Genomic DNA, 16,615 nt, shown 5'->3' on the forward strand with positions numbered 1-16,615 from the left:
TAGATATGAAGATGAAACAAATCAGTGATACAACACTGAAAATCACGATGACTTTAGATGATTTGATGGACCGAGGAATGGAGATTGCAGACTTTCTCGTTCCTCAGGAAAAAACCGAAGAGTTTTTCTATGCTATTTTAGATGAGTTAGAGATGCCAGACAATTTCTTGGATAGTGGCATGCTGAGTTTCCGCGTGACGCCAAAACCAGATAAGGTCGATGTCTTTGTGACCAAATCCAAGATTGACCAAAATCTGGATTTTGAAGATTTGGCGGATCTACCAGACATGGAAGAATTAGCCCAAATGTCGCCAGATGAATTTCTCAAAACCTTGGAAAAGAGCATTGCAGATAAGACCAAGGACGATATTGAAGCTATCCAATCTCTAAAGCAGGTCGAAGAAAAGGAAGAAGAGCAAGAGCAAACTGAAAAGGAGACTGAGGGCAAGAAAGAACCTTATATCTACTATATCTTGCGTTTTGTGAATCTTGCAGACCTAGTGGCTTTTGCTAAAACAGTGACTTTTGAGATGGAAACCTCTGAACTTTATAAGATGAATGGGCACTACTATTTGACAATCTTAGTCGATGTGGAAAACCATCCTAGTCCATATCCAGCCTGGCTCTTGGCTCGTATGCGTGAGTTTGCAGACGACAGTGACATCAGTCGTTCAGTCTTGCAAGAGTATGGGCAAATATTGATTAACCATGACGCAGTTCTCGGTCTGAAAAAGATTCGTTCATAATTTTTAAAATCAGTTTTCATTTATCAAGAAAGGCGAATCAGATGATTCGTTTTTTTCTTTTCTTTTCTTTTCTATCTATAAATAGTGGTTTTCTTGGATAGGAATTTTCACAAAATTCTGTTATAATGGCTATATCAGAAAATTTCTAGGAGACAAACATGACAGTTAAAATTGCTTTACTTGGATTTGGTACCGTTGCAAGTGGCGTACCTTTCCTCCTAAAGGAAAATGGAGAAAAAATTATCCAGTCAGCTCATTCAGAGATTGAAGTAGCCAAGGTATTGGTCAAGGATGAAGATGAAAAGAACCGCTTGCTTGCAGCAGGAAATGACTTTAACTTTGTAACCAATGTAGATGATATTTTAGCAGACAAGGACATTACTATCGTAGTGGAATTGATGGGGCGTATCGAACCAGCTAAAACCTTTATCACTCGTGCCTTAGAAGCTGGGAAACACGTTGTTACTGCCAACAAGGACCTTTTGGCTGTCCATGGTGCAGAATTGTTAGAAATCGCTAAAGAGCATAATGTAGCACTTTACTACGAAGCGGCAGTAGCTGGTGGGATTCCAATTCTTCGTACTTTAGCAAATTCGTTGGCTTCTGATAAAATCACGCGCGTTCTTGGTGTCGTTAACGGAACTTCTAACTTTATGATGACCAAAATGGTTGAAGAAGGCTGGTCTTATGATGATGCTCTGGCTGAAGCGCAAAGACTTGGTTTTGCAGAAAGTGATCCTACAAATGACGTGGATGGGATTGATGCAGCCTACAAGATGGTGATTTTGAGCCAATTTGCCTTTGGTATGAAGGTTGCCTTTGACGATGTAGCCCACAAGGGAATCCGCAACATCACACCAGAAGACGTAGCTGTAGCCCAAGACCTGGGCTATGTAGTGAAATTGGTTGGTTCTATCGAGGAAACTCCTTCAGGTATTGCTGCGGAAGTAACTCCAACCTTCCTTCCTAAAGTACATCCACTTGCCAGTGTGAATGGGGTAATGAACGCTGTTTTTGTAGAATCTATTGGTATCGGTGAGTCTATGTACTACGGACCAGGTGCTGGTCAAAAACCAACTGCAACAAGTGTTGTAGCGGACATTGTCCGTATCGTTCGTCGCTTGAATGATGGCACCATTGGCAAAGACTTCAACGAATATAGCCGTGAACTTGTCTTGGCAAATCCAGAAGATGTCAAAGCCAATTATTACTTCTCAATCTTGGCACCAGATTCAAAAGGTCAGGTCTTGAAACTGGCTGAAATCTTTAATGCTCAAGATATTTCCTTCAAGCAAATCCTCCAAGATGGCAAAGAGGGTGACAAGGCGCGTGTAGTGATTATCACTCATAAGATTAATAAAGAGCAGCTTGAGAATGTTTCAGCTGAGTTGGCCAAAGCTTCAGAATTTGACCTCTTGAATACCTTCAAGGTGTTAGGAGAATAGGATGAAGATTATTGTACCTGCAACCAGTGCCAATATTGGGCCAGGTTTTGATTCGGTTGGTGTAGCTGTAACCAAGTATCTTCAAATTGAGGTCTGTGAAGAACGGGATGAGTGGTTGATTGAACATCAGATTGGCAAATGGATTCCACATGACGAGCGTAATCTCTTGCTCAAGATTGCCTTGCAAATTGCGCCAGACTTGCAACCGAGACGCTTGAAAATGACCAGTGATGTTCCCTTGGCGCGTGGTTTGGGCTCTTCTAGCTCGGTTATAGTTGCTGGGATTGAACTGGCCAACCAGCTGGGCAAGCTCAACTTATCTAACCACGATAAATTGCAACTGGCGACCAAGATTGAAGGACATCCTGACAATGTAGCTCCAGCCATCTATGGAAATCTTGTTGTTGCGAGCTCTGTTGAAGGGCAGGTTTCGGCGATTGTGGCAGACTTCCCAGAGTGTGATTTTCTAGCTTATATTCCCAACTATGAATTACGAACTCGCGATAGCCGTGGTGTCCTTCCTAAGAAATTGTCCTACAAGGAAGCTGTTGCAGCTAGTTCTATCGCCAATGTGGCGGTTGCAGCCTTGTTGGCAGGAGATATGGTGACTGCTGGGCAAGCAATCGAGGGAGACCTCTTCCATGAGCGCTATCGTCAAAGTCTGGTCCGTGAATTTGCGACGATTAAGCAAGTAGCCAAAGAGAATGGTGCCTATGCGACCTACCTTTCTGGTGCCGGACCAACAGTGATGGTCTTGGCCTCTCATGACAAGATGCCAGCGATTAAGGCAGAATTGCAAAAGCAACCTTTCAAAGGCAAACTGCATGATTTGAATGTTGATACCCAAGGTGTCCGTGTCGAAACAAAGTAAAGAAATAGAAGATAGGATGGGGAAACTCTTGATTAGAGGGCTTCCTATCCTTTTTTTGAAAAGAAGTTTATACTCAATGAAAATCGAAGAGTAAACTAGGAAGCTAGCCGCAGGCTACTCAAAACAGTGTTTTGAGGTTGTGGATAGAACTGACGAAGTTAGCTCAAAATACTGTTTTGAGGTTGCAGATGTAAGCTGACGTGGTTTGAAGAGATTTTCGAAGAGTATTAGTTAAAAACTTGATAAAGGAGAAATAAAGATGGCAGAAATTTATCTAGCAGGTGGTTGTTTTTGGGGATTAGAGGAGTATTTTTCACGTATTTCTGGAGTGCTAGCAACCAGTGTCGGCTACGCTAATGGCCAAGTCGAAACGACCAATTACCAGTTGCTCAAGGAAACAGACCATGCAGAGACTGTTCAAGTGATCTATGATGAGAAAGCAGTGTCACTCAGAGAGATTTTGCTTTATTATTTCCGTGTTATTGATCCCTTGTCTATTAACCAGCAGGGGAATGACCGTGGTCGCCAATATCGAACGGGAATCTATTATCAGGATGAAGCAGACTTGCTGGCTATCTACACAGTGGTGCAGGAGCAGGAGCGTATGCTGGGTCGAAAGATTGCAGTAGAGGTGGAGAAACTTCGCCACTACATTTTAGCAGAAGACTACCATCAAGACTATCTCAAGAAAAATCCTTCAGGTTATTGTCATATCGATGTGACGGATGCTGATAAGCCATTAATTGACGCCTCTAACTATGAAAAGCCTAGTCAAGAAGTGTTAAAAGAAAGTTTGTCAGCAGAGTCTTACCGTGTTACGCAAGAAGCTGCTACAGAGGCGCCGTTTAGTAATGCTTATGACCAAACTTTTGAAGAAGGGATTTATGTAGACATCACGACGGGTGAGCCACTCTTTTTTGCTAAGGATAAGTTTGCCTCAGGTTGTGGTTGGCCAAGTTTTAGTCGTCCGATTTCTAAGGAATTGATTCACTATTACAAGGATCTGAGTCATGGAATGGAGCGAATCGAGGTTCGTTCTCGGTCAGGAAATGCTCACTTGGGTCATGTTTTCACAGATGGACCCCAGGAGTTAGGTGGCCTGCGTTACTGTATCAATTCTGCATCCTTGCGCTTTGTAGCCAAGGATGAGATGGAAAAAGTAGGATATGGCTATCTATTACCTTACTTAAACAAATAAAACGGAGATGGTGGTGCTTCCCACTTTCTTCATTTCCAGAATAAGAATAGAAGGGATTTATGAAACACTTACTATCTTACTTCAAACCCTATATCAAAGAATCAATTTTGGCTCCCCTGTTCAAGCTGCTAGAAGCTATTTTTGAGCTCTTGGTTCCCATGGTGATTGCTGGGATTGTTGATCAGTCCTTGCCCCAGCGAGATCAAGGGCATCTATGGATGCAGATTGGCCTGCTCCTTATCTTTGCAGTGATTGGCGTTTTAGTGGCCTTGGTAGCCCAGTTTTACTCAGCCAAGGCAGCGGTTGGGTTTGCCAAAGAACTGACAGACGACCTTTATCGTCATATTCTTTCCTTACCCAAGGACAGCAGAGATCGTCTGACAACTTCTAGCTTGGTGACTCGCTTGACTTCGGATACCTACCAGATACAGACTGGTATCAATCAATTCCTGCGTCTCTTTTTGCGAGCGCCTATTATCGTTTTTGGTGCCATTTTTATGGCCTATCGTATCTCAGCTGAGCTGACTTTCTGGTTCTTGGTTATGGTTGTCATTTTGACAATCGTCATTGTAGGACTCTCTCGACTGGTCAATCCTCTCTACAGTAGTCTCAGAAAGAAAACGGACCAGCTGGTTCAGGAAACGCGCCAGCAATTGCAAGGCATGCGAGTTATTCGTGCTTTTGGTCAGGAAAAACGAGAGTTACAGATTTTTCAAACTCTTAACCAAGTTTATGCTAGATTGCAAGAAAAGACAGGTTTCTGGTCTAGTTTGTTAACACCTCTGACCTATCTGATTGTTAATGGGACTCTCCTCGTTATCATCTGGCAGGGCTATATTTCAATTCAAGGAGGTTTACTCAGTCAAGGTGCCCTCATTGCCCTCATCAACTATCTCTTGCAAATCTTGGTGGAATTGGTTAAGCTCGCCATGCTGATCAATTCTCTCAATCAGTCCTACATCTCAGCCAAGCGAATCGAGGAAGTCTTTGACGAGGCTCCAGAGGATATCCATTCAGAGTTAGAACAAAAGCAAGCTACCAGCGATAAGGTTTTACAAATCCAAGAATTGACCTTTACCTATCCTGATGCGGCTCAGCCTTCTCTGAGAGACATTTCCTTTGATATGAAGCAAGGGCAAATCCTTGGTATCATCGGGGGAACTGGTTCAGGTAAATCAAGCTTGGTGCAAGTCTTACTTGGACTTTATCCAGTAGACAAGGGGAGCATTGATCTTTATCGAAATGGACGTAGTCCTCTTAATCTTGAGCAGTGGCGGTCTTGGATTGCCTACGTGCCCCAAAAGGTCGAACTCTTTAAGGGAACTATTCGTTCCAACTTGACTCTGGGTTTTAATCGAGAGGTGTCTGACCAAGAACTCTGGCAGGCCTTGGAGATTGCGCAAGCTAAGGATTTTGTCAGTGAAAAGGAAGGGCTTTTGGATGCTACTGTTGAGGCAGGAGGTCGAAATTTCTCAGGCGGACAAAAACAAAGGCTGTCTATCGCACGAGCAGTCTTGCGACAAGCTCCATTTCTCATCCTAGATGATGCGACCTCAGCCCTCGACACCATCACTGAGTCCAAGCTCTTGAAAGCCATTCGAGAAAATCTGCCAAATACGAGCTTAATCTTGATTTCTCAACGGACTTCGACACTCCAGATGGCAGACCAGATTCTCCTCTTGGAAAAAGGTGAGCTCCTAGCTGTTGGCAAGCACGATGACTTGATGAAATCCAGCCAAGTCTATCGCGAAATCAATGCATCCCAACATGGAAAGGAGGACTAGCATGAAACGACAAACTGCAAACCAGACGCTCAAACGTTTAGCCGTAGATTTAGTAAGCCATCCTTTCCTCCTTTTCCTAGCTTTTCTAGGAACTATTGCCCAAGTTGGCTTATCAATTTACCTACCTATTCTGATTGGGCAGGTCATCGACCAAGTTCTAGTGGCTGGTTCTTCACCAGTTTTTTGGCAGATTTTCATTCAGATGATCTTGGTAGTCATAGGAAATACTCTGGTACAATGGGCCAATCCTCTTCTTTATAATCGTCTAATCTTCTCTTATACCAGAGACTTGCGAGAGCGAATCATCCATAAACTCCATCGGTTACCGATTGCTTTTGTGGATCGGCAGGGCAGTGGAGAGATGGTTAGTCGTGTGACTACAGACATAGAACAGCTGGCAGCCGGCTTGACCATGATTTTCAATCAATTTTTCATTGGCGTTTTGATGATTTTGGTTAGTATTCTAGCCATGCTCCAAATTCATCTCCTCATGACCCTCTTGGTCTTGCTGTTGACGCCCCTGTCCATGGTGATTTCACGCTTTATTGCCAAACGGTCCTATCATCTCTTTCAGAAGCAAACAGAGACCAGGGGGATTCAGACTCAGTTGATTGAAGAATCGCTTAGCCAGCAGACTATTATCCAGTCCTTCAATGCTCAGACAGAGTTTATCCAAAGACTACACGAGGCGAATGCCAACTATGCAGGCTATTCTCAGTCAGCCATCTTTTATTCATCAACGGTTAATCCTTCAACTCGCTTTGTTAATGCACTCATCTATGCTCTTCTTGCTGGAGTAGGAGCTTATCGTATCATGATGGGTTCAACCTTGACCATCGGACGTTTAGTGACTTTTTTGAACTATGTTCAGCAGTACACTAAGCCCTTTAATGATATTTCTTCTGTTTTAGCCGAGTTGCAAAGTGCTCTCGCCTGCGCAGAGCGTGTCTATGCTGTCTTAGAAAGTCCTGAGGTTGTTGAAACAGGTAAGGAAATCTTGACCAGTGACCAAGTACAGGGAGCCATTTCCTTTAAGCATGTTTCTTTTGGATACCATCCTGAAAGGATCTTGATTAAGGATTTGTCTATCGATATCCCAGCTGGTAGCAAGGTAGCCATCGTTGGTCCGACAGGTGCTGGTAAGTCAACTCTTATCAATCTCCTCATGCGTTTTTATCCTATTAATTCAGGAGATATCTTGTTAGACGGTCGTTCTATTTACGATTATACCCGAGCATCATTGAGACAGCAGTTTGGTATGGTGCTACAGGAAACCTGGCTCAAGCAAGGGACCATTCATGACAATATTGCATTTGGCAATTCTGAAGCCAGTCGAGAGCAGGTGATTGCTGCCGCCAAAGCAGCCAACGCAGACTTTTTCATCCAACAGTTGCCACAGGGATACGATACCAAGTTGGAAAATTCAGGAGAATCTCTCTCTGTCGGTCAAGCCCAGCTCTTGACCATCGCCCGAGTCTTTCTAGCTATTCCAAAGATTCTTATCTTAGACGAGGCGACTTCTTCCATCGATACACGGACAGAGGTGCTAGTACAGGATGCCTTTGCCAAACTCATGAAGGGGCGCACAAGCTTTATCATTGCTCACCGTTTGTCAACCATTCAGGATGCGGATTTAATTCTTGTCTTGGTGGATGGTGACATTGTGGAGCATGGTAACCATCATGACCTCATGGCTAGAAAGGGCAAGTATTACCAAATGCAGAAAGCTGCAGCTTTTAGCTCTGAATAATCCTTTCTATTTTGAAATCTCATGAACGAAAAAAGTTGCCTTCGGGTGACTTTTTTGTTACAATAGCTAGAAAAAATCAGGGTCTTAGAAGGAGAAAACAATGAAAGTCTATCAGCATGTAAATATCGTGACTTGTGACAAAGATTTCCATGTTTATTTGGATGGTATCTTAGCCGTTAAGGACTCTCAAATCGTCTATGTCGGCCAAGAGGAGCCAGAGATTTTAGAGCAAGCTGAGCAGATTATAGACTATCAGGGAGCCTGGATTATGCCTGGTTTGGTCAATTGCCACACCCATTCTGCTATGACAGGCTTGCGAGGGATTCGGGATGACAGCAACCTCCATGAATGGCTCAATGACTTTATCTGGCCAGCAGAAGCAGGATTTACTCCCGACATGACTACCAAGGCGGTCAAAGAAGCTCTGACAGAAATGCTCCAGTCAGGAACAACAAGCTTCAACGATATGTATAATCCCAATGGTGTGGATATTGAGCAAATTTATCAGGCAGTTATAGATTCTAAGATGCGTTGTTATTTCTCACCGACCCTCTTTTCTTCAGAGGCAGAAACAACTGCTGAGACCATAAACAGAACACGAACCATTATAGAGGAAATTTTAGGATATGAAAATCCAAATTTCAAGGTTATGGTAGCTCCACATTCTCCGTATAGCTGTAGTAGAGACCTGCTGGAAGCGAGCTTAGATATTGCAAAAGAGCTGGACATTCCTATCCATATCCATGTGGCGGAGACCAAGGAGGAGTCAGGAATTATCCTGAAACGATACGGCAAACGCCCCCTCGCCTTTCTCGAAGAACTAGGTTACTTAGATCATCCGTCTGTCTTTGCTCACGGGGTTGAACTAAACGAGAGAGAAATTGAACGCTTGGCAACTTCTCATGTGGCTATCGCCCACAATCCTATCAGTAATCTAAAACTGGCCTCAGGAATCGCTCCAATCATCCAACTCCAAAAAGCAGGAGTAGCAGTGGGAATTGCGACTGACTCGGTTGCTTCCAATAATAATCTAGATATGTTTGAGGAAGGACGGACCGCAGCTCTCTTACAGAAAATGAAGAGTGGAGATGCCAGCCAGTTTCCAATCGAGACAGCCCTTAAGGCACTGACAATCGAAGGGGCTAAGGTTCTAGGAATGGAAAAGCAGATAGGAAGTCTAGAAGTCGGCAAGCAGGCAGATTTTCTGGTTATTCAACCTAAGGGAAAAATCCATCTTCAACCTCAGGAAAATATGCTTTCTCACCTCGTATACGCAGTTAAATCCAGTGATGTTGATGATGTCTATATTGCAGGAGAGCAGGTTGTCAAGCAAGGCAAAGTTTTGACAGTAGAAATTTAAAAAAATTTTAAAAAAGTTTGCAAAAATCTTGCATTCTTTTTTTGTCTATGCTATACTTATATACGGTTTGAAAAAACTGCCTAAGACAGTAGGGGAGCTCGACTCGTAAAGATCCTACCGAGGACAAAACGTATCATGTAAAAAGAAGCGTATTGTACTTTCGTGTCTAGGTTTGGGCGCGTTTTTCTTTTGGAAAAATTCCCCAAGCAAAATAATTACGGAGGTGAACACACTAATGAGTGAAGCAATTATTGCTAAAAAAGCAGAACTAGTTGACGTAGTAGCTGAAAAAATGAAAGCTGCTGCATCTATCGTCGTTGTAGACGCTCGTGGTTTGACAGTTGATCAAGATACAGTTCTTCGTCGTGAGCTTCGTGGAAGCGAAGTTGAGTATAAAGTTATTAAAAACTCAATCTTGCGTCGTGCAGCTGAAAAAGCTGGTCTTGAAGATCTTGCATCAGTATTTGTTGGACCATCTGCCGTAGCATTTTCTAATGAAGATGTTATCGCACCAGCGAAAATCTTGAACGACTTTGCTAAAAACGCTGAAGCACTTGAAATCAAAGGTGGTGCAATTGAAGGCGCTGTCGCATCTAAAGAAGAAATCGTTGCTCTTGCAACTCTTCCAAACCGCGAAGGACTTCTTTCTATGCTCCTTTCTGTACTTCAAGCGCCAGTGCGCAACGTTGCTCTTGCAGTCAAAGCGGTTGCAGACAACAAAGAAGACGCAGCTTAATCTTAAGCTACGCAGCGTAGCCTAGCTACGGAAAAACGATTATAAAATTTAAAACTTATTTGGAGGAAATAACAATGGCATTGAACATTGAAAACATTATTGCTGAAATTAAAGAAGCTTCAATCCTTGAATTGAACGACCTTGTAAAAGCTATCGAAGAAGAATTTGGTGTAACTGCAGCTGCTCCTGTAGCTGTAGCTGCAGCTGGTGCTGCTGACGCTGGTGCTGCTAAAGATTCATTTGACGTTGAATTGACAGCTGCTGGTGACAAAAAAGTTGGCGTTATCAAAGCTGTACGTGAAATCACTGGTCTTGGACTTAAAGAAGCTAAAGAACTTGTTGATGGTGCACCAGGTGTCATCAAAGAAGGCGTTCCAACTGCAGAAGCTGAAGAAATCAAAGCTAAATTGGAAGAAGCTGGAGCTTCAGTTACTCTTAAATAAGAGGCATATACCAATTAGAATTCGGAATACTATAGTATCAGCCTTTTAGAATCGTGAACACATTTTAGAAACTGATAAATTAATTTAGTTTCCTGCCAAAAACCCTACCAAAAATTAATTTGGCAGGGTTTTTCTTTTTAATAAAAATATTTTGGAGAACAGTTGAATATTGTTCTCCTTTTTTTATTTTCTGGAGGGAAAATGACAAAAGAATTACAATCATCACGCTATATCGTCATTTCATTTTTAGTACGTGAAATGGGAATTGACATTGTTGAAGCCATCTCTCTTATGGCTGAATTAGAAAAAAGTGGCTTGGTTCGCTTGGAATCAAATGGCGATTTAATACTCAAAGAACTTGGAGGAGAGCTATGAAACGAATTACCGCAAATCAATACCAAACTTCAGAACGGTATTATAAATTACCTAAAATTCTTTTTGAGGATGAGAAATATATGGATATGAAACTAGAAGTAAAGGTGGCTTATTCTATTTTAAAAGATCGTTTAGAATTATCTCTCAGTCGTGGTTGGATAGATGAAGAAGGCGCGGTCTATTTAGTATTTTCTAATTCTAAACTGATGAGGCTGTTAGGTTGTTCGAAGTCAAAATTACTGTCCATCAAAAAAACTCTTAAAGAATATGACTTAATTGATGAAGTTCAACAGTCTTCAAGTGAGAAAGGAAGACTAGCTAATAAGATTTATTTAGGGGAATTATCTTCTACCCCAGTAGGTAATTCAAACAGGCCTAGTGTTAAAAAAAGACTAGGGCAGGTTGAAAATCAAACGGCCCCCGTCTCACATTCAGCCCCTAGTGAGACTGAAGTTAGTGAGACTAAATATAGTGAGACTGATTCTTTATTTATTGAGGATGAGGAGGATAGGAATACTCAACCTATCTTGAAAAGAAAAGTAGAAAAGGTCACAAAATATGATCGAGATTATATTTGGGGATTGGTACAAGATCAATTTAGACGCGAAGGTTTTTCTGAAACAGCCAGTGAAATTGCTATGACTGATTTTGAGAAAATCTATCAGTATGCTCTAGATAATGTCCGCTTTGTTAGACGTGCGGAAGTGCTTGCTGAATTTGTGTTTAACGGCTTGTATTCTGTTTGGAATAACCGTGTTAGAAAAGGAGGTGGTTAAATGTCGCCAATCGAGTGGATATTAGTTATGCTCATTTTCATTTCAAGTGGTTTGACTCTTTGGACATTAATAGTCGATCAGAAAGGGGTAATCAAGAAATGAAATTTATTGATTTATTTTCAGGTATCGGTGGTTTTCGACTAGGAATGGAAAGTGTCGGACACGAGTGTATTGGATTTTGTGAGATTGATAAATTTGCTAGAGAATCTTATAAATCCATTTTTCAAACGGAAGGAGAAATAGAATTTCATGACATACGAAATGTTTCAGATGATGAATTTAAAAAACTTAGAGGGAAAGTCGATATCATCTGTGGGGGATTCCCTTGTCAAGCATTTTCAATCGCAGGAAGACGATTGGGATTTGAAGATACTAGAGGAACTTTGTTCTTTGAAATTGCTCGGGCGGCCAAACAAATCCAACCACGTTTTCTTTTTCTTGAAAATGTTAAAGGCCTACTCAATCACGATAAGGGACGGACGTTCACCACAATCCTTACCACACTTGATGAGTTGGGGTTTGATGTTGAGTGGCAGGTGCTTAACAGTAAGGATTTTGGCGTTCCCCAAAACAGAGAGAGGGTGTTTATTATCGGACATTCTAGAAAGAAAGGTACCAGACTCTTATTTCCTTTCAGACGAGAAGGTCAAGCAACTAACTCTGAGATTTTAAAAACATTAGGAAATTTGAATCCATCAAAAAGTGGAATGAGCGGTAAAGTTTATTATTCAGAAGGTCTTGCGCCAACCTTAGTTCGTGGGAAAGGAGAAGGATTTAAGATTGCGATTCCTTGTATGACACCAGACAGATTAGACAAGAGACAAAATGGTAGACGCTTTAAGGAAAATCAAGAGCCGATGTTTACTTTAAATACTCAGGATCGTCATGGCATTGTCGTTGTTGGAGATTTACCCACTAGCTTTAAGGAGACCGGTCGCGTCTATGGAAGTGAGGGCTTATCTCCAACACTGACTACGATGCAAGGAGGAGATAAAATTCCCAAAATACTGATTCCAGAACCAATCCAATTTTTAAAAGTCAGGGAAGCAACTAAAAAAGGATACGCTCAAGCAGAGATTGGAGATTCAATCAATTTGGAAAGACCAAGTTCTCAGTATCGGCGTGGTAGAGTTGGAAAAGGTATAGCGAATACGTTAACAACTAGTGGTCAAATGGGAGTAGTGGGTAGCTATGAAGGAGAAGATAAACAAGTTTATCATGTAGCTGGTGTCTTGATAGATGGACAATTTTACCGTCTGAGGATACGACGAATCACTCCTAAAGAGTGTTTTCGCTTGCAGGGCTTTCCTGATTGGGCTTTTGAAGCTGCGAGAAAAGTCTCTAGTAATAGTCAGCTCTATAAACAAGCTGGTAATAGTGTAACCGTTCCTGTGATTGCCGCGATCGCAAAGAAATTAAAAGAAATAGAGGAAAAAGATGAAAGCATTAAATAAAGAATCAATACTAGATTGTGATGAATTAGAAACAGAATTACATGATGCAGAAATCAAACAGCTGGATGAACAATTATTTTTGATGCCCAATTATCCATGTGAGTTTGAAGTAACATTTTTAGATGATTACCATAAAAAACACAACTACCCACTATTTTACGAGTCCTATCTTCAAAACGTTATGGAATTCCTTGAAAGTCAAGACATAAAGAATGGGGTTGATGCCTTTGTAGATGATAATCAGAATCTTGTTTTTGTTTTATATGGACAAGGCTATCGAGCCGAGGGAAAAGAAGGAATACTTACAACCCAAGTAACTGTAAAAGCTTATGATGAAGACAAGAAATCGATTAACTTCTCAAATTCATTAGATTCCTTAATCGTCTCAGAATATCAAATGGAACCGAATCTTTGGGAGGTCTCCCATGATTGATCTCTATCTAAGTAAAAATAGCCAAAGAAATCAACTTCTTTTGGATTTCTTTCAAAAGTATGGCATCGAGGTGTCTTGTCATTCGATTTCTGAAATGACAAAGGATAAATTAATTGAGATGATGAGCTATTCTTCAGATTGTTTTGAGTTTCTATCTCCCAATTTATTACGATTTAAGAACCGTGACAATCTAAGATTAACGGATTTCATTGAAATGATATTAAAAAATCCTGAACTATGCATCAGGCTTCCTCTTGCGGTTTCAAATAAGAGAGTTTATCCAAATCTGAATTTGGAAGAGGCTAGAGCTCTATTGCCAAGAGATACGAAACAATTGATTTACATGGCACAAACACATTATTTATCTAGTTAAAGGAGAAGCAATATGGCTGAACGATTTTGGGAGAACTTGTCCATTATTTTGGCTGAAAGAAATATTAGCTGGATTGAGTTAACCAGAAAAATGTTTGCGGGAGAGTTTCACTATCCAAGTGAATTGAATCGTTTGTATCAAAAAATACGCCACTACAAGATGGAACAACGAATGCCTCAAAGTCCATGGGTAGAAAGGATTGTGCAGGTATTAGATTTAGATTATGAAGATTTATTTCGGAGGTAACTATGAAAAGAATAATTCCAGTTTATATATTCCAACAAGTAAATGTCTTATTGGTATCCCTATACTTACTGAAATTGCTTTGTATTGGTGAGTTAACCATACTACAGATTCTCTATTGTGCGTCGCTCATTTCTTTTTTATGGATGTATGGCCAACGAAAACAAGTGGTCAAGGTCAATATGAAAACTAGGATGAAATGGCTTGGTATTGGATTCGTTAGCCTACTGATTATAAGCCTATGTTTTAGTCTGATTCATGCTCAAGGAACCACGAATCAAGCAAACTTAATTGGACTTCAACATCAGGTTCCTTGGTTTTCATTTTTATTGTTCTTAATCAATGCGAGTATGGTTGAAGAATTTCTGTATCGAGAAATTTTATGGAACCTGGTCAGAAAATTAGATATTCGAGTTGCTTTGACAAGTGTTTTATTTGCCTTAGTACATCATCCAGGAACCATTCTAGCTTGGTGTTTATATGTTTCACTTGGGATCTTTTTAGGGATGGTGCGCTATAAATCGGACTTATGGGGAAGTATGGGTCTACATTTGGTGTGGAACCTACTAGTTTATAGTTTGCTGCTTTTTTAGACAAACAAAGTATAAATTTCTAATTATCTTTTTATATTTTCTAAATGCTCGTAAAGCCTTATTCTATGTGCTTTCGAGTATTTTTACTGTAGGAAGATACTTCACGTTTCTTTGCATATTTCCTCATGTCTTAGCTGTCAGAAGTGGTAAATAAGTAGTAAATTCATTTGTACTACTAAGCAACAAGACGCTCCTGTTGCTTCTCTTTATTCAAGCGTTTCATTTCTGCCATTGCAGAATCGAATGTTGCATGTGCGTAATAGTTCAGCGTCATGGCTATATTAGCATGTCCCATAATGTACTGTAATGCCTTTGGATTCATTCCTGCATTTGCATAGTTGGTACAGAATGTATGTCGCAAACTATGTGGAGTGATGTGTGGCAATTTATCCTCGTTATACTTATTGTATTTCTTAACAAGACCTTTCATCATGCCGTTGTAATCACTTGCCACTTTTGGATAGTTCTTTCTATTAAGAAAGAGGAAATCACTATATCCATCAATCTCAACACGCTTATCATTCTTTCGATTCGCTAACACTCGCTTAAATGCTTGATAGGCTTCTTCAACCATAGGAACTTGACGTTCGCCACTTTTGGTCTTTGGTGTTTCAATGTAGTACCCAATTTCAGTATCTCTCAATAGCTGATGGTCTATATTGACAAGACGATTCTCAAAATCTAAATCTGGAAGTGTCAAACCACCAAACTCTGAAATACGAAGACCTGTTTTTAAGAGTATCAGAATTTCATCATAATTTTTGCTGTAGGTTTTATCAGCTTTTGCAAAGGCTAACAGTTTTTCTTCCTGTTCTTCTGTTAGTACGGTCTTAGGGACAGTATCATCATCAAGAACTGCTTTCAGTTGAAAGTCAAATGGATTCTTCCGAACACAATCATCTTGTATAGCAATATAGAATGAAGCCTTTAAAGAACGTTTGTAGTTATTGATGGTTTGATAAGCATAACCATTTTCACTCATTCTAATAGCCCATTCTTTAGCGTCTGATGGCTTAATACTGTCAATACTTCTTACACCTAACTTGTCTTTCTTCAAAATATCCATAAGATATTTGCGTCCAGTTTCAGTGTTTTTTCTAACCTTTGGTCTTTGAGCGTTCTGTTTTGCGTAAAGCTGGCAGAGTGTCATTTTCTTTCCTACAACATCAATACCATCATGAATGTCTTTCTGTAACTCTGCGATTTTCTCTCTAAGTGAGATACAATCACGCTTTCCTGCTGGTACTCGGTCTGTAGCCACAAGTTTCCACGAGTAAACAAATTGCGGTTCTCCAAATGAATCTATATATTTGTATAAGTATCTTCCGTCTTTTCGTTGGCTCTCTCCAGTCTTTAAGATTCGACCTTTATTGTCACGTCTTTTTTCTGACATGGCATTTGCTCCTTTCCTTTATGGAAAGAGCCTTGATACGACTTAATACTATTTTATCATATACAAGACCCTTTGGCGACGCTAGATTGCGTCCAATGTATCTATAATTTTTTCAAATTGTTTTCGTTTAATCTGAATACGATTGCCATTCATAATCAGCCAATTTGCATTTTTATTTTCCTCTGCCAAGCGTCGTAGCTTGTTTTCGCCAATACGAAAATATTTTGACGCTTCTTCAATGGTTAGGGTATAACGTTCCCAAATAGGAATGTCAGTCTGCTTCATAAAATCCTCCTTTCCAAATCACTTATTTGGATTTCATAAAAGTTGTTTTACCAGCAATCGAACAGCTTTAGCAAAGCTCACGGGAGTTCCACCCCTGCATGGTTCTCATGTAGCCATACTCATTGCCTGCGACGGTTTTATCACGCTCGGACTATTGACTGTATGGGAGTATCATTATCACGATAAGAATGTCGTTGCAGGCAATCCTGCTAAAGATTGCTTCTCGGATCACTAACATGAATCGCTCGCTATCTTTATAAGATAGGTCATGGCGGTTAGTTCCGTTGGCTCTTTTCTTATCGAAACGTATTCGATTACTTTTATTCAGTTTTCAAAGAACAATGGCTCGTTAGCCTA

At 40.6% G+C, this 16,615-nt stretch carries 18 protein-coding genes and 1 other annotated feature; of the genes, 16 read left to right on the forward strand and 2 right to left on the reverse strand.

The window, feature by feature from the left end; translation table 11 throughout:
* The first annotated feature begins 5 nt into the window (after positions 1–5).
* From mecA to HMPREF1518_RS09055, 16 genes are all read left to right on the forward strand, one after another.
* Positions 6–746 (forward strand): adaptor protein MecA, encoded by a 741-nt coding sequence (gene mecA, locus HMPREF1518_RS08975; protein ID WP_033585659.1) that lies wholly within the window; start codon positions 6–8, stop codon positions 744–746.
* A gap of 158 nt (positions 747–904) precedes the next feature.
* Positions 905–2,191, forward strand: coding sequence for a homoserine dehydrogenase (locus tag HMPREF1518_RS08980; protein WP_033585660.1), 1,287 nt, complete (start codon positions 905–907; stop codon positions 2,189–2,191).
* Between the two features lies 1 nt (position 2,192).
* The gene (thrB, locus tag HMPREF1518_RS08985) at positions 2,193–3,062 is read left to right on the forward strand and encodes a homoserine kinase (RefSeq protein ID WP_033585661.1); all 870 of its coding nucleotides are present in this window, start codon (positions 2,193–2,195) and stop codon (positions 3,060–3,062) included.
* Positions 3,063–3,321: 259 nt separating this feature from the next.
* A complete protein-coding gene (msrB, locus tag HMPREF1518_RS08995; RefSeq protein ID WP_033585662.1) occupies positions 3,322–4,260 on the forward strand; it encodes a peptide-methionine (R)-S-oxide reductase MsrB in 939 nt (312 codons plus the stop codon).
* 59 nt (positions 4,261–4,319) lie between these two features.
* Positions 4,320–6,044, forward strand: coding sequence for an ABC transporter ATP-binding protein (locus tag HMPREF1518_RS09000; protein ID WP_033585664.1), 1,725 nt, complete (start codon positions 4,320–4,322; stop codon positions 6,042–6,044).
* Position 6,045: 1 nt separating this feature from the next.
* Positions 6,046–7,794, forward strand: a complete 1,749-nt coding sequence (locus tag HMPREF1518_RS09005; protein ID WP_033585666.1) for an ABC transporter ATP-binding protein — start codon at positions 6,046–6,048, stop codon at positions 7,792–7,794.
* A gap of 100 nt (positions 7,795–7,894) precedes the next feature.
* Positions 7,895–9,154 carry a TRZ/ATZ family protein gene (locus HMPREF1518_RS09010; RefSeq protein ID WP_033585668.1) on the forward strand — a complete coding sequence of 420 codons (1,260 nt, stop codon included), beginning with the start codon at positions 7,895–7,897 and terminating at the stop codon, positions 9,152–9,154.
* A gap of 61 nt (positions 9,155–9,215) precedes the next feature.
* Positions 9,216–9,351 (forward strand) — a sequence feature (ribosomal protein L10 leader region).
* A 38-nt stretch (positions 9,352–9,389) separates the two neighbouring features.
* The gene (gene rplJ / locus HMPREF1518_RS09015) at positions 9,390–9,890 is read left to right on the forward strand and encodes a 50S ribosomal protein L10 (RefSeq protein WP_001287266.1); all 501 of its coding nucleotides are present in this window, start codon (positions 9,390–9,392) and stop codon (positions 9,888–9,890) included.
* A gap of 74 nt (positions 9,891–9,964) precedes the next feature.
* Entirely contained in the window at positions 9,965–10,333 is a 369-nt protein-coding gene (gene rplL / locus HMPREF1518_RS09020; RefSeq protein ID WP_001196962.1) for a 50S ribosomal protein L7/L12, read from the forward strand.
* A gap of 201 nt (positions 10,334–10,534) precedes the next feature.
* On the forward strand, positions 10,535–10,708 hold the full coding sequence (locus tag HMPREF1518_RS09025) for a hypothetical protein (protein WP_000159606.1): 174 nt from the start codon (positions 10,535–10,537) through the stop codon (positions 10,706–10,708).
* Positions 10,705–11,484 (forward strand): replication initiator protein A, encoded by a 780-nt coding sequence (locus HMPREF1518_RS09030; RefSeq protein ID WP_000822774.1) that lies wholly within the window; start codon positions 10,705–10,707, stop codon positions 11,482–11,484. The genes HMPREF1518_RS09025 and HMPREF1518_RS09030 overlap by 4 nt, the downstream gene beginning before the upstream one ends.
* Positions 11,485–11,582: 98 nt before the next feature.
* On the forward strand, positions 11,583–12,938 hold the full coding sequence (gene dcm / locus HMPREF1518_RS09035; protein WP_000668587.1) for a DNA (cytosine-5-)-methyltransferase: 1,356 nt from the start codon (positions 11,583–11,585) through the stop codon (positions 12,936–12,938).
* Entirely contained in the window at positions 12,922–13,371 is a 450-nt protein-coding gene (locus HMPREF1518_RS09040) for a hypothetical protein (protein ID WP_000645892.1), read from the forward strand. The genes dcm and HMPREF1518_RS09040 overlap by 17 nt, the downstream gene beginning before the upstream one ends.
* Positions 13,364–13,744: an arsenate reductase family protein gene (locus HMPREF1518_RS09045; RefSeq protein ID WP_000566534.1), complete on the forward strand. Its 381-nt coding sequence runs from the start codon at positions 13,364–13,366 to the stop codon at positions 13,742–13,744. The genes HMPREF1518_RS09040 and HMPREF1518_RS09045 overlap by 8 nt, the downstream gene beginning before the upstream one ends.
* A gap of 12 nt (positions 13,745–13,756) precedes the next feature.
* Positions 13,757–13,990 (forward strand): hypothetical protein, encoded by a 234-nt coding sequence (locus tag HMPREF1518_RS09050; protein ID WP_000840776.1) that lies wholly within the window; start codon positions 13,757–13,759, stop codon positions 13,988–13,990.
* Positions 13,991–13,992: 2 nt separating this feature from the next.
* Positions 13,993–14,580: a CPBP family intramembrane glutamic endopeptidase gene (locus HMPREF1518_RS09055; protein WP_000821303.1), complete on the forward strand. Its 588-nt coding sequence runs from the start codon at positions 13,993–13,995 to the stop codon at positions 14,578–14,580.
* 175 nt (positions 14,581–14,755) lie between these two features.
* Here HMPREF1518_RS09055 and HMPREF1518_RS09060 read toward each other — a convergent pair whose 3' ends face one another.
* Positions 14,756–15,973 (reverse strand): tyrosine-type recombinase/integrase, encoded by a 1,218-nt coding sequence (locus HMPREF1518_RS09060; RefSeq protein WP_001291561.1) that lies wholly within the window; start codon positions 15,971–15,973, stop codon positions 14,756–14,758.
* A gap of 81 nt (positions 15,974–16,054) precedes the next feature.
* Complete coding sequence (locus tag HMPREF1518_RS09065; protein ID WP_000814511.1) at positions 16,055–16,258, reverse strand: excisionase; 204 nt, start codon at positions 16,256–16,258, stop codon at positions 16,055–16,057.
* Positions 16,259–16,615 lie beyond the last annotated feature (357 nt).

The organism is Streptococcus sp. SR1 (assembly GCF_000526075.1).
Lineage (GTDB): Bacteria > Bacillota > Bacilli > Lactobacillales > Streptococcaceae > Streptococcus > Streptococcus halitosis.

Excerpts from the sequence above, each read along its gene's own strand:
- HMPREF1518_RS09005 (WP_033585666.1), top strand. The coding sequence starts at position 6,046 with ATGAAACGACAAACTGCAAACCAGACGCTCAAACGTTTAGCCGTAGAT.
- HMPREF1518_RS09025 (WP_000159606.1), top strand. The coding sequence starts at position 10,535 with ATGACAAAAGAATTACAATCATCACGCTATATCGTCATTTCATTTTTA.
- mecA (WP_033585659.1), top strand. The coding sequence starts at position 6 with ATGAAGATGAAACAAATCAGTGATACAACACTGAAAATCACGATGACT.
- rplJ (WP_001287266.1), top strand. The coding sequence starts at position 9,390 with ATGAGTGAAGCAATTATTGCTAAAAAAGCAGAACTAGTTGACGTAGTA.
- HMPREF1518_RS09040 (WP_000645892.1), top strand. The coding sequence starts at position 12,922 with ATGAAAGCATTAAATAAAGAATCAATACTAGATTGTGATGAATTAGAA.
- HMPREF1518_RS09030 (WP_000822774.1), top strand. The coding sequence starts at position 10,705 with ATGAAACGAATTACCGCAAATCAATACCAAACTTCAGAACGGTATTAT.
- rplL (WP_001196962.1), top strand. The coding sequence starts at position 9,965 with ATGGCATTGAACATTGAAAACATTATTGCTGAAATTAAAGAAGCTTCA.
- HMPREF1518_RS09060 (WP_001291561.1), bottom strand. The coding sequence starts at position 15,973 with ATGTCAGAAAAAAGACGTGACAATAAAGGTCGAATCTTAAAGACTGGA.
- msrB (WP_033585662.1), top strand. The coding sequence starts at position 3,322 with ATGGCAGAAATTTATCTAGCAGGTGGTTGTTTTTGGGGATTAGAGGAG.
- thrB (WP_033585661.1), top strand. The coding sequence starts at position 2,193 with ATGAAGATTATTGTACCTGCAACCAGTGCCAATATTGGGCCAGGTTTT.
- HMPREF1518_RS09045 (WP_000566534.1), top strand. The coding sequence starts at position 13,364 with ATGATTGATCTCTATCTAAGTAAAAATAGCCAAAGAAATCAACTTCTT.
- HMPREF1518_RS08980 (WP_033585660.1), top strand. The coding sequence starts at position 905 with ATGACAGTTAAAATTGCTTTACTTGGATTTGGTACCGTTGCAAGTGGC.
- HMPREF1518_RS09055 (WP_000821303.1), top strand. The coding sequence starts at position 13,993 with ATGAAAAGAATAATTCCAGTTTATATATTCCAACAAGTAAATGTCTTA.
- HMPREF1518_RS09000 (WP_033585664.1), top strand. The coding sequence starts at position 4,320 with ATGAAACACTTACTATCTTACTTCAAACCCTATATCAAAGAATCAATT.
- HMPREF1518_RS09010 (WP_033585668.1), top strand. The coding sequence starts at position 7,895 with ATGAAAGTCTATCAGCATGTAAATATCGTGACTTGTGACAAAGATTTC.
- HMPREF1518_RS09065 (WP_000814511.1), bottom strand. The coding sequence starts at position 16,258 with ATGAAGCAGACTGACATTCCTATTTGGGAACGTTATACCCTAACCATT.
- dcm (WP_000668587.1), top strand. The coding sequence starts at position 11,583 with ATGAAATTTATTGATTTATTTTCAGGTATCGGTGGTTTTCGACTAGGA.
- HMPREF1518_RS09050 (WP_000840776.1), top strand. The coding sequence starts at position 13,757 with ATGGCTGAACGATTTTGGGAGAACTTGTCCATTATTTTGGCTGAAAGA.